Here is a 12733-nt window from a genome sequence, read left to right as displayed (position 1 = left end):
ATGACCCGAAGACGTCGTTTCAAGGGCCGTGATGTGCACGGCATTCTGCTGCTGGACAAGCCGACCGGCCTGACCTCCAACGATGTGTTGCAGAAGGTCAAGCGCATCTACAACGCCGCCAAGGCCGGTCACACCGGCGCACTGGATCCGCTGGCGACCGGCATGCTGCCGATCTGCCTCGGCGAGGCCACCAAGTTCTCCCAGTATTTGCTGGAAGCGGACAAGCGCTATGAGGTGACCGCCAAACTGGGCGAGCGCACCAACACCAGCGACTCCGATGGTGAGGTGGTCTCCACCCGTCCGGTGAACGTGGCTGTCGGTACCCTGATCGAGGCGCTGGACCAGTTCCGCGGCCCCATCATGCAGGTGCCGTCCATGTACTCCGCGCTCAAGCACAACGGCCGTCCGCTCTACGAATATGCCCGCGAAGGCATCGAGATTGAGCGTGAAGCCCGTCCCATCACCGTATTCGAGCTCAAACTGCTGAGCTTCGAAGGTGATGAAGTGCGCCTTGAAGTGCACTGCAGCAAAGGCACCTACATCCGCTCTCTGGTGGATGATCTGGGTGAAGTGCTGGGCTGTGGTGCCCACGTAACTCAGTTGCGTCGTACCCAGGTGGCCAGCTATCCGTACGAGCGGATGCTGACTCTGGAGCAACTCGAGTGCATCTTCGAGCAGGCCAAGGCCGAGAGCATCCCGCCGCGCGAGCAGCTGGATCCGCTGCTGCTGCCGATGGATACCGCCGTGGCAAGCTTGCCCGAGGTGAACATGCTGGCGGTTGTGGCTGCCTATGTGAATCAGGGCCAGGCCGTGCAGGTGGCGGGTGCGCCGCAAAGCGGTCAGGTTCGCATGACGGTCGGCCCGGAGCGCGAGTTCATCGGGGTTGGCGAGATTGATGATGATGGCCGCGTCGCTCCCAAGCGACTGGTGCGTTATCACGACGAGGAGTGATCCTCAGGCGGTATCAGCGCGTCTTTCCCGTTTCACCTCTTTATCGTTGCGAAAAGGGGCGGGGACGATTATGATACCGCCCTCATTTCACGGCTGAATTAGAGATTGGCTGTGAACCTTTAAACACTCTACTGGAGTATTACCATGTCTCTAAATGCTGAGATCAAAGCTCAAATCGTTGCTGACAACGCTCGTTGCGCAAACGACACCGGTTCCCCCGAAGTGCAAGTTGCCCTGCTGACTGCCCAGATCAACCATCTGCAAGGTCACTTCAAAGAGCACTCCAAGGACCACCACGGTCGTCGCGGTCTGCTGCGCATGGTTTCCCAGCGTCGTAAGCTGCTGGACTACCTGAAGCGTAAAGATTCCGAGCGTTATGCTGCTCTGATCGCCAAGCTGGGTCTGCGTCGTTAATCGACCATCAGATTTCGCGAAAAAGGGGAACCGTCAGGTTCCCCTTTTTTATTGCTCTTCAAGCCGTTGCCTGCCTCACAGAATTCACGTCGCCGCTTACCTTTTGCATCGAATCAAGTATACTTGTGCGCGAATTTAAAGAGCCAAATTGTAAAAAGGAAATTCACGTGAATCCTATTGTAAAGTCATTCCAGTACGGTCAACACACCGTCACTCTGGAAACCGGTGTGATGGCCCGTCAAGCCACTGCGGCCGTTATGGTCAGCATGGACGATACCTGCGTATTTGTGACCGTAGTCGGCAAGAAAGAGGCCGATCACGGCCGTGATTTCTTCCCGCTGACCGTCAACTACCAGGAGCGTACCTATGCTGCTGGTCGTATCCCGGGTGGTTTCTTCCGTCGTGAAGGCCGTCCGAGCGAAGGCGAGACCCTCATCTCCCGTCTGATCGACCGTCCTATTCGTCCGCTGTTCCCGGAAGGCTTCCTCAATGAGGTTCAGGTCGTTGCGACCGTAATGTCCGTGAATCCGGCCGTATCCCCCGACATCGTTGCCATGATCGGTGCCTCTGCTGCACTGGCCATCTCCGGTATCCCGTTTGGCGGCCCGATCGGTGCTGCTCGCGTGGGTTACATGAACGGTCAGTATGTGCTGAACCCGACCACCACCGAACTGCCGCAGAGCGATCTGGATCTGGTAGTTGCCGGTACTGCCAACGCCGTGCTGATGGTTGAGTCCGAAGCGGCCATCCTCTCCGAAGAGGTGATGCTGGGCGCCGTGGTATACGGTCACGAGCAGATGCAGACCGTGATCAATGCGATCAACGAGTTTGCCGCTGCCGTCGGCACCAAGCCGTGGGACTGGACTCCGCCTGCCGTCAACGAAGCGCTGAAAGCCAAGGTTGCCGAGCTGGCGAGCGCCGAACTGGGTGAAGCCTACCGCATCACCGAGAAGGCTGTCCGTTACGAAACCATCGCAGCCATCAAGGGTCGTGTGGTTGAGCAAGTTATCGCATCCGGTGTGGAAGAAGATGCCAAGAAGATTGGCGAAGAGTTCCACAGCCTGGAAAGCCGCATCGTACGTGGTCGCGTAGTACGTGGTGAGCCGCGTATCGATGGTCGCGATCCGGAAATGATCCGCGCCCTGAGCGTAGGTACCGGTATTCTGCCCCGTGCTCACGGCTCTGCCCTGTTCACCCGTGGTGAAACTCAGGCCATCGTGGTCGCCACTCTGGGTACCGAGCGTGACGCCCAGAACATCGACGAGCTGACCGGCAACCGTGCCGATCGCTTCATGCTGCACTACAACTTCCCACCATACTGTGTCGGTGAGACCGGCATGATGGGTAGCCCGAAGCGTCGTGAAATCGGTCACGGCCGTCTGGCCAAGCGCGGCGTTGCTGCCGTGATGCCGAGCGCCGCCGAGTTCCCGTACGTGGTGCGCGTGGTGTCTGAAATTACCGAGTCCAACGGCTCCTCCTCCATGGCCTCTGTCTGTGGTTCCTCTCTGGCGCTGATGGATGCCGGTGTGCCGATCAAGGCCTCCGTTGCCGGTATCGCCATGGGTCTGGTTAAGGAAGAAGAAGGTTTTGTCGTGCTGTCCGACATTCTGGGTGACGAAGATCACCTGGGCGACATGGACTTCAAAGTAGCCGGTACCACCGAAGGTGTGACCGCGCTGCAGATGGACATCAAGATCGAAGGCATCACCAAAGAGATCATGGAGATTGCTCTGAAGCAAGCTCGTGGTGCTCGTCTGCACATCCTGAAAGTGATGGATGAAGCTATCCAGGCTCCCCGTGCCCAGATCTCCGATTTCGCACCGCGTATCCACACCATCAAGATCAATCCTGAGAAGATCAAGGACGTGATCGGTAAGGGTGGTTCCGTGATCCGTGCGCTGACCGAAGAGACCGGCACCAACATCGAGCTGGATGATGACGGTACTGTACGTATCTCCGCCGTGGCCAACGAAGCCGCCATGGAAGCGATCCGTCGCATCGAGGCCATCACCGCCGAGATCGAAGTGAACCGCATCTATGAAGGTAAAGTTGTTCGTCTGGCCGATTTCGGTGCATTCGTCAACATTCTGCCGGGTAAAGATGGTCTGGTACACATCTCCCAGATCACCGACGCTCGCGTGCAGAACGTGGCTGACCACCTGACAATCGGTGACGTGGTCAAGGTGAAGGTACTGGAAGTGGACCGTCAGGGCCGTGTACGTCTCTCCATCAAGGAAGCGAACGCCCCGACCGAAGCGGCTACACCTGCTGCTGACGCCGCTCCGGCCGCTGAAGAAGCGCCTGCTGCAGAGTAATCTGCTCGCCTGATACCGGATCGGTTCCGGTTGATGTAAAAAGTCCGGCTCCCCAATGGGAGCCGGACTTTTTTATGGTCAAAACGAGCAATAAGGGATTACTTGCCGAGGATGGCGTACTGCATCTCTTGCAAGGGGAGCACATGGCGGGCAGCTCCCAGCTTGATCGCCTCCTTGGGCATGCCGAAGACCACGCAGGAGGCCTCATCCTGGGCATAGGTGTTGGCACCCGCATCCAGCATCTCGCGCAATCCCCGGGCACCATCATCCCCCATGCCGGTCATGATGATGCCGGTGGCATTCTTGCCGGCATATTTGGCGACGGAGCGAAACAGCACATCCACCGAGGGGCGATGGCGGTTGATAAGCGGCCCGTCGACCACCTCGACGTGATAGTAGGCACCGCTGCGCTTGAGCAGCATATGCTTGCCTCCGGGGGCAATCAGCGCCAGCCCCGGGATCACCCGATCATTGTTTCTCGCCTCCCGCACTTCTATCTGGCAGACCCCGTTCAACCGCTCGGCAAACATGGCGGTAAATTTCTCTGGCATGTGCTGCACGATGACAATGCCGGGGCTGACCCGGGGCAAGGCTGTCAGCACGGCTTCCAGTGCTTGTGTGCCGCCGGTCGAGGTGCCGATGGCGATGAGCCGCTCGGTGGTTTGTGCCATGGCGTGCTGGTTGGGCGCCAGCATGGCATCTGCGTTGAGTTTGGTGCTGACCGGCACAGAGGAGGGCTTGCCCACGCGCTTGAGGTTGGCCTGGGCCGCAGCACGTACCGCCATGGCCAGGTCGTGGGCAGATTCTTGCAGAAAGCTTTTTATCCCCATGGTCGGTTTGGTGATGATGTCCACCGCGCCGGCAGCCATTGCCTGCAAGGTGGTCTCGGCCCCTTTTTCGGTGAGGGAGGAGCAGATCACCACCGGGGTTGGATGCTCTGCCATGATCTTGGTGAGAAAAGTGATGCCATCCATACGGGGCATCTCCACATCGAGCACGATGACGTCAGGCCACTCTTTCTTTAGTTTTTCCTGGGCAAACAGGGGATCTGATGCTGTGGCGATCACCCGGATATCAGGCTCCTGCTCCAGCACCGCTTGCAATACCTGTCTGACCACGGCGGAATCATCCACCAGCATGACCCTGATCTGCTTCATTCTCGCGACTCCCGTTGATGTGGCAGACGATGATGACGGAGCCAGACACTGCCGTTGCTGAGCTCAAAGAGCAAGCTTCGGTGGCCGCTATGGCCAAGATGATGAGCCTTGATATCAAGGCCAAGGTGTCGGGTCAGCTGCCAGGCTGCCTGAATATTTTTGGTGGCGACATTGTTGTCGCTCTGTGCGTATTGAGGCTCGGTAAACATGTTGCCACCCCCGAACAACTTGGCCTCATATTCATGGATGGGGGCGGGATAGTGACTGGCCGCTTGCAGCAGCAAGGCGAGGGCTTCATCGGCATAGCGCCCATCCAGCTTGGCAGAGGGATTGCGCCGACTTGGCAGCATGTAGTGACACATTCCTCCCTGTTTCTGCTCCGGATGCCACAAGGTGATGGCAATACAGGAGCCCAGTACGGTTCTGACCACCACATCCTCCTTGCCAAAAAAGAGTTCTCCCGGTTGCAGGATCACCTCCCGAGTCATGACTTATCTCTTCTGATAGATGGAAGGAGAGACAAGCTGCAGGCCGTGGTGCAGGCCATGCAGGCTCTCGGCGTGGCTCACCAGCAGGTAGCCACCGGGTTTGAGTCTGGGGACCAGTCGCTGCAAAACTTGCCCTTTGGTCTCTTTGTTGAAGTAGATCATCACGTTTCTGATGAAGATGACGTCAAACATGCCTATGTCCGGCAGGTCCTGATTGAGGTTGATCTGCATGAACTGCACCTTGTCCCGCAACTTGCGATCGATGATGAAGATGCCCTCCTGCAGGCCCACACCCTTGAGGCAATATTTCATCAAAAAGGGCAGTGGAATATTTTGCGCCCGCTCGATGGGGTAGCGCCCGCTCATCGCCTGTTCCAGCACCCGGGACGAGATATCGGAGGCCAGGATCTCCCAGTTGAAGGTGCTGCGTTTTTCCGCGAGGGTCATGGCCAGACTGTAGGGCTCCTCGCCGGATGAGCTGGCAGCGCTCCAGACCCGCAGCGATTGCTCGGGCGGGAGCGCTGAGACTATCTCCCGCGTCAGAAACTCGAAGTGTTTGGGCTCCCTGAAAAAGTAGGTTTCGTTGGTGGTAAGGAGATCAAGCGCCAGCTGCAGTTCGCTGCTGCGATCGTTCATGATGAGCTGGAAGTAGTCGTCATAACTATCCAGCTCATAGTGGCAGAGTCGCTTAGCCAGGCGGCTGGCTACCAGCGCCTTCTTGGCTGGAGACAGCTCTATCCCCGCTGTTTGATGAAGCCAGCGTTGGAAACGGGAGAACTCATCATCATGCAGCTGGGTTTGATACAAAAAACTGTCCCTCTACCTGTGTTGTGGCGATGGGAGAGGCAACGCCTCTCCCGTGACTAGAACCGGACAAAATCGCCATCGCCGATGGGGCGTTGGCCTGTGGCGGCTCGTTCCCGACTGTTCGCATTGCTCTCGTTCATGAAGCGACCTCGGGTATTGGGGTGAAGATGCGAGGTGGCTGCTTTACCTTCTTTGGCGTGGACCTCCAGGGTAAAGAACTCCATGGCCAGCTGCAGCTGTTCAGCTTGGCTGCTCATCTCTTCTGCCGTGGCAGCCAGCTCTTCGCTGCAAGAGGCGTTCTGCTGGGTAACCTGACTCAACTGGTTCATGGCCTGATTGATTTGGCTGACACCGGTGGATTGTTCAACCGAAGCGGCACTGATCTCCTGCACCAGATCCGAGGTCTTATTGATGGAGGGCACCATTTGATCGAGCAAGCGACCTGCTTTTTCCGCCATCTCGACACTGCTGGAGGCCAGCTCACCAATCTCCTGTGCTGCCACCTGGCTGCGTTCGGCCAGTTTGCGCACCTCCGCCGCCACTACGGCAAAGCCTTTGCCGTGATCGCCTGCCCGCGCCGCTTCGATAGCTGCGTTGAGTGCCAACAGATTGGTCTGGTAGGCGATGTCATCGATGATGCCAATCCGTCTGGCGATCTGCTTCATGGCATCCACAGTCAGTTTGACCGCTTCTCCTCCCTCTACGGCCTCTTTGGCTGCCTTGCTGGCCATGCCATCGGTGACCTGGGCATTGTCGGTATTCTGGTTGATGCTGGCGCTCATCTGCTCGATGGAAGCGCTGGTCTCCTCCATGCTGGAGGCCTGTTCACTGCTGGATTGGCTGATCGACTGGGCGGTCGCGCTTACCTGCTCGGCGGCACTGGAGAGGTTGTCAGAGGCACCGCGCACTTCGGTGACGATGTTGGTGAGCGAAGCGATGGTCTTGTTGAGCGCATCCTTGGTGGTACCAAACACGCCAGGGTAGTCCGCCTCAATCTGTTGGGTCAGATCACCTTTTGCCAAACATTGTACGACCCGGATGACGTCGTTGAGGGTGCTGTCGATCACTTCGGCAATCTGGTTGATCCCTTCTCCCATCGCCTGAAAGAAGCCGCTCTTGCCAGTAAGTTCCATCCTGCGGTGCAGCTCGCCATTGATCACGGCCTGCACAATGTCGGACATCTCTTTCTCTATCATTACCTCCTTGGTTCTGTCGGCCCATTCGACCACGGACCCCAACCGTTCTCCGGTATCGTTGAAGACCGGATTGGCGATCAGGGAGAAGGTGCGCCCCCCCAGCTGGATCTGGGTACGGTAGGTGCTGTTGAGTTTGGCCAGCATGGCGCGCTGATGGCCGGGATTTTTATGAAAGCTGTCGATGTTGGCACCCATCAGCTGATTGGCGTTGAAGCTGTATAGCTCTTTCTTGATGTCGGTCTCAGCCTGATTGAGCATGCCGGTCACTGCCTCGTTCATATAGATAATGTCGAGGTTGGTATCGGCAATCATCACGTTGGTGCTGGCGCAGTCGAGTGCTTTGCGAACCAGCTGGTTCTCATGGAGCAGCACCTGGTTCTTTTTAATGTCGTTGCGGCTCTGTTCCAGCTTGTCGCTGAGCAAGGTGACCACCTCGTTGATGGCATGTCCTACTTCACGAAAGGGACTGTCCATACTGGAAAGATCGAGTGGTGCTGGAACCTGCTCTGCCAGGACTGCGTGTTGCAGCTGGCCGATTGCGTCGAGTAACTGGGTCCGCTGCCTCACTTCGGTGGCATTGTCTCCGAAGAGTTTTCCTAAGAGTGATTGGGTCATGAGCGTTTCCTTATGCTGCATGTCGTGGAGTATGGAGGCCTGTTCAGGAGGGTTGCAGGTTGCCTTGTGGCAACCTTGCCTGTGGCTGGGCCAGTTCGTTGAGTTGAGCCATCTCATCGAGTGACAACACTTTCCCGGTATCGATGAGGATGACGAATTTGCCGTTGACCTTGCCCATGCCGCTGATGAAATCGGCCCGGATGCGGGCACCAAAACTGGGTGGGGGCTCGATATCTGCTTGTGGGATACCCAGTACTTCCGATACGGAATCCACCACAACGCCAATATCCTGACCTAAAGGTTCATCGCCCTGCGGGGCCACCCCCTCAATAATGACGATGCAACTGCGGCGAGTGATGACCGAAGGAGCATTGCCAAAACGGGCATTCAAGTCTACGACCGACACTACCGCTCCTCTGAGATTGATTACGCCGCGAATAAAACCCGGCATCATCGGAACCGGAGTGATATTGCCGTATTCGATGATCTCTTTGACCCCCAGAATATTGATGGCGAACATCTCGTTGTTGATCAGAAATGTCAGGTACTGGGCATCGCCACTGCTCTCGTCAGCGGCCGCTGATGGCACCGTGATGTCGGTGGATGTATGCATGGTCGCCTCCGGTTAAAAGCGGACAAAATCCGCGTCATCAATGGAATGGGATGATGGTTGATTGGGCTGGCTGGCCCGTTGTGGGGGGGCGATGAAACTGCCTCTGGGAGGCATGCCCTTGTGGCCGGTTTCATTGGGCCTGGTGTTGAGCTGCGCACTTTTCTCCAGAGCAAAAAAGGCCATGGTTTGCTGCAGTTCGCTGGCTTGCGAGCTCATCTCTTCGGCCGTGGCCGCCAGCTCCTCGCTACTGGCCGCATTCTGCTGTGTCACTTGATTAAGCTGGTTCATGGCCAGACTAATCTGGTTGGCTGCGCTGGCCTGTTCACCTGAGGCGGCATTGATCTCTTGTACCAGATCAGAGGTTTTGCGAATGGAGGGGACGATCCTCTCCAGCAGGTTGCCAGCCCTCTCTGCCTTGCTGACGCTGTCGGAGGAGAGCTCGCCAATCTCCTGCGCAGCGATCTGGCTGCGTTCTGCCAGTTTTCTCACCTCGGCAGCAACCACCGCGAAGCCTTTGCCATGCTCTCCGGCGCGAGCCGCCTCGATGGCGGCGTTGAGGGCAAGCAGGTTGGTCTGGTAGGCAATGTCGTCGATGATGCTGACTTTCTTGGCGATTTGCTGCATGGCGGTCACCGTCTGTTGAACGGATTGGCCCCCTTCGGTGGCCTCCAACACCGAGTTGCTGGCCATGCTGTCGGTGATCTTGGCGTTCTCGGTGTTCTGATTGATGCTGGCGCTCATCTGCTCGATAGAGGCGCTGGTCTCTTCAACGCTGGCCGCTTGCTCGCTGGTGGCTTGGCTCAATGCCTGCGCCGTGTTGCTCACCTGATTGGAGGCATTGGTCAGGTTGTCGGCGGCGTTGCGTACCTCTTCGATGATATTGGTCAGCGCAGTGATGGTCCGGTTGAGGCCGTCTTTGGTCTGGCCGAAAATACCTGGGTAGGGCTCATCGATCCGTTGGGTCAGATCACCCTTGGAGAGTGCGGTGGCGATGCGCATCACATCTTCCAGGCTGGTATCTGTCACATGGGAGAGGCGATTCAGCAGCTCTGATACCCGCTTGATGTAGCCCTGACGATCCTCCAGCGCAATCTTGTGGCTGAAGTCGCCCTGTTCGACAGCGGCGGTGACCAGCGTCTCGATATCCGTGATCAAGGCCCCCAGTTTCTTGACCATGTTATCCATCGCCATCAAGAGCTGACCCGCTTCATCGTTGGAGTCTATCTGGATCGATACATCCAGATTGCCATCGGCCAGACTATTGGCCACGCGCAGAGCCTGTTCGATAGGGGTGACGATGCTTTTGATCAGCAGGGTGCCAAACCAGGCTGCGAGTGCGATGCCGACCGCGATAACCACCGCCATGGTTATCAGCATCACGTCATACCAGGATTGCGCTGCGGTATATTCCGACTTGGCCACATTGAGCTGCAGGTTGACCAGCTCGGTGATTTTGTTGCCTATCGGGTCGATGGAGCCATAGAGGGCACCGTCAAAATTGTTCAGCATGCCAGTAATCATGCCGTGCTGGGTGGCGAGGTATTTCTCCAGCTTGCCAATATCGGTATCAGCCGCGTTGAACAGGGTTGTCGCCTCGGCTGACAAACGCTGTTCATCCGGTGTGAGAGTGGTGGACTGGTAGTGATGCCACTCGTTTTTGATTGTCTGCTGGGCCTGTTGTATCTGCTTCAAAGCCTCTTCTGCCGGGATCAGCCCCGCATTGGCCTTGTTGAGGTTGTCGATGATCGAGACGGCATAGCTGTCGGAGATGGTCTTCAGCTGCTTGAGGGGAACCACCCTGTCGTTGTAAACGCGCTGCAACCCGGTATTGCTGCTCTGCATGTTGTATAACCCGAGGCTGCCAACGGCCAGCAGCAGCAGGCAGAGCATGCAAAGCAGTACAATAAGACGCAATTTGATGGTGGAATTTTTTAACATGATGGTCCCCTCAGTTGATGCTGGATTGAGGCAGGTTGCGCGACACTGTCAACCTGTTGAGCTGACAGGATTCCTGAGTGATTGCGTGCTGGATCAGCGAAGGAATGTCGAGGATCAGGGCGACCTCTCCCCCCCCCAGAATGGTTGAGCCACTGATGCCCTGCAGGCGCTGGAACAATTTTCCCAACGGTTTGATGACGGTCTGGAATTCTCCCAGCAGCTCATCCACCACCAGTCCGGATTTTTTGCCTGCGTGGCTGACCACGACAATGTTCTCGCGCCGCCCCTTGCTGCCATTGGTATCGAAGTAGTGTTGCAGGCGGATAAAGGGCAGCACCTCGCCACGCAAATTGATGTAATTGCGACCCTGGGTGTCGGACAGTGCACTCTGGGTCAATTCAACGCACTCGATCACCATATCGAGGGGAATGACGTAGTGGGTGTCGCAGACTCGCACCAGGAAGCCGTCGATGATGGCAAGGGTGAGCGGCAGGCGGATCTGCACACGGGTTCCTTTTCCCGGGATGCTGTCCAGATCGACCGTGCCGCGCAGGGCAGTGATGTTGCGTTTGACGACATCCATGCCAACCCCGCGACCGGAGAGGTTGGTTATCGCCTCGGCGGTAGAGAACCCCGGCTCGAAGATCAGGTTGTATATCTCCTGATCCGTCAGCGTGGTGGTTGGGCTGATCAGACCGCGCTCGATGGCTTTTTGCTGGATCTTGGTTTTGTTGAGACCTGCACCGTCATCCCGAATTTCGATGACGATACTGTTGGAGTCGTGATAGGCATTGAGATTCAGGGTGCCACGGGGGGGTTTTCCTGCCAGCAGCCGTTGCTCTGCCGATTCAATGCCATGATCCATCGAGTTTCTGACCAGATGCATCAGCGGATCGCCGATCTTCTCTACCACCGACTTGTCCAGTTCAGTCTCGGCTCCGGAGATCACCAGAGTGATATCCTTGTTCAGTTCCTGACTGACATCGCGCACCACCCGCTGGAAGCGGTTGAAGGTATCGCCGATAGGCACCATGCGCAGGCGCAGTGCACTGTCGCGGATCTCTTCCACCAGCATGGCAATGACCGAGGTGGCTTCCTGCAGCTGGCTTTCGCGGGTACGTTGGGCCAGCAGATTGGCTCCTGAACTGGCGACTACCAACTCCCCGACCAGATTGATTAGATCGTCCAGCTTGTCGGCATGCACCCTGACGTAACGGCCCTCTTTGCTCTTGCTCTCCTTGGTCTGGTTCTGTTTTTTCAGAGCAGCATCGACGACGGCTTCGTTGACGGCACCCTGCGCAATCAGGATCTCCCCGAGTTTGGGCGCTTGTTCTGCCGGGGTCGCTTGTTGTGCCTGCAGACCGCTTGCTAACTCCTCTGCCGTCAGGGCGCCGGTGTTGACCAGCAACTGCCCCAACATGGCGCTATCTTCAGGCAGCGACTCGATCAGGTTGATGTACTCGGCGATCTTGCTGTGGGGTGGCAAGATGCTGATCTGGCAGTCATCTCTGACAAATTCAAAGACATCGCTGATGGCCGTCTTGTCTGCCTGCGAGTCGAAGTCTATCTCGTAGCCGAGGTAGCAATTCTCCGGATCGAACTGTTCCCAATCCGGTAGCACCTGATGGATAGTCTCCACCGAGCATATGGTTCCGAGAGTGCCGAGATAGCGCAGAAATGCGGCCGGATCCATGCCATTGCGCAGCACATCGGGACCAAAACGCAGGGAGATATGCCACAGGGAGGCGGAGCTGGTAATCCCTCCCTCTTTTTCGATCTTGGGTTCCGGCGTATGTACAGTATCTGGCAGCGTGGCATGGGGGACGCACTGATGACGGGTGAGGGTGAGCCTCAGCCGTTCATCCTGGTTGGCATCGCCATCGCTTAACGTGCTGCCCTGCTCTGCAACGACACTGATGAGCGTCTGGATGTGGTCACAGCTCTCCAGCAGATCCTTGATCAGAGGAGAGGTGACGGTGAGCTGCTGATTGCGGATCTGGTCTAGCAGATCCTCGACAATATGGGTAAACCCGACTATTGGTTGCAGACCAAACAGGCCAGCCGACCCCTTGATGGTATGAGCAGCACGGAAGATGGCTCCAATCAGCTCGCTATTGTCAGGGTCAGATTCCAGTGATAGAAGGGCTGACTCCATCTCTTCAAGCAACTCGCGTGCCTCGGCGATATAGGTTTGTAAAGCCTGATCAAGATCGATGCTCACGGTGACTCCTTGTCATGG

The 12733-nt window shown here is 57.1% G+C and carries 10 protein-coding genes; 3 read left to right on the top strand and 7 right to left on the bottom strand.

What is annotated here, in order from left to right; all coding sequences use genetic code 11:
* From truB to pnp, 3 genes are all read left to right on the top strand, one after another.
* On the top strand, positions 1-951 hold the full coding sequence (truB, locus tag AB5Z05_RS06230) for a tRNA pseudouridine(55) synthase TruB (protein ID WP_005338798.1): 951 nt from the start codon (positions 1-3) through the stop codon (positions 949-951).
* 144 nt (positions 952-1095) lie between these two features.
* A complete protein-coding gene (rpsO, locus tag AB5Z05_RS06225; protein ID WP_005338797.1) occupies positions 1096-1365 on the top strand; it encodes a 30S ribosomal protein S15 in 270 nt (89 codons plus the stop codon).
* Positions 1366-1532: 167 nt separating this feature from the next.
* The gene (gene pnp / locus AB5Z05_RS06220) at positions 1533-3680 is read left to right on the top strand and encodes a polyribonucleotide nucleotidyltransferase (protein WP_368150577.1); all 2148 of its coding nucleotides are present in this window, start codon (positions 1533-1535) and stop codon (positions 3678-3680) included.
* A 98-nt stretch (positions 3681-3778) separates the two neighbouring features.
* Here pnp and AB5Z05_RS06215 read toward each other — a convergent pair whose 3' ends face one another.
* From AB5Z05_RS06215 to AB5Z05_RS06185, 7 genes are read right to left on the bottom strand one after another with little or no spacing between them, the layout of a single operon-like run.
* The gene (locus AB5Z05_RS06215) at positions 3779-4837 is read right to left on the bottom strand and encodes a chemotaxis response regulator protein-glutamate methylesterase (protein WP_005338795.1); all 1059 of its coding nucleotides are present in this window, start codon (positions 4835-4837) and stop codon (positions 3779-3781) included.
* The gene (gene cheD / locus AB5Z05_RS06210; protein WP_058059429.1) at positions 4834-5325 is read right to left on the bottom strand and encodes a chemoreceptor glutamine deamidase CheD; all 492 of its coding nucleotides are present in this window, start codon (positions 5323-5325) and stop codon (positions 4834-4836) included. The genes AB5Z05_RS06215 and cheD overlap by 4 nt, the downstream gene beginning before the upstream one ends.
* Before the next feature lie 3 nt (positions 5326-5328).
* On the bottom strand, positions 5329-6132 hold the full coding sequence (locus tag AB5Z05_RS06205; protein ID WP_005349557.1) for a protein-glutamate O-methyltransferase CheR: 804 nt from the start codon (positions 6130-6132) through the stop codon (positions 5329-5331).
* Between the two features lie 56 nt (positions 6133-6188).
* Positions 6189-7943, bottom strand: coding sequence for a methyl-accepting chemotaxis protein (locus tag AB5Z05_RS06200; protein WP_368150575.1), 1755 nt, complete (start codon positions 7941-7943; stop codon positions 6189-6191).
* A gap of 43 nt (positions 7944-7986) precedes the next feature.
* Positions 7987-8556 carry a chemotaxis protein CheW gene (locus tag AB5Z05_RS06195; RefSeq protein ID WP_110303373.1) on the bottom strand — a complete coding sequence of 190 codons (570 nt, stop codon included), beginning with the start codon at positions 8554-8556 and terminating at the stop codon, positions 7987-7989.
* Positions 8557-8568: 12 nt separating this feature from the next.
* A complete protein-coding gene (locus tag AB5Z05_RS06190) occupies positions 8569-10494 on the bottom strand; it encodes a methyl-accepting chemotaxis protein (RefSeq protein WP_368150572.1) in 1926 nt (641 codons plus the stop codon).
* Positions 10495-10504: 10 nt separating this feature from the next.
* Entirely contained in the window at positions 10505-12715 is a 2211-nt protein-coding gene (locus AB5Z05_RS06185; protein ID WP_368150570.1) for a chemotaxis protein CheA, read from the bottom strand.
* Positions 12716-12733 lie beyond the last annotated feature (18 nt).

Source organism: Aeromonas sp. R2-4 (genome assembly GCF_040908365.1).
Taxonomy (GTDB): domain Bacteria; phylum Pseudomonadota; class Gammaproteobacteria; order Enterobacterales; family Aeromonadaceae; genus Aeromonas; species Aeromonas veronii.
This window is presented reverse-complemented; position numbering and strand designations above follow the sequence as displayed.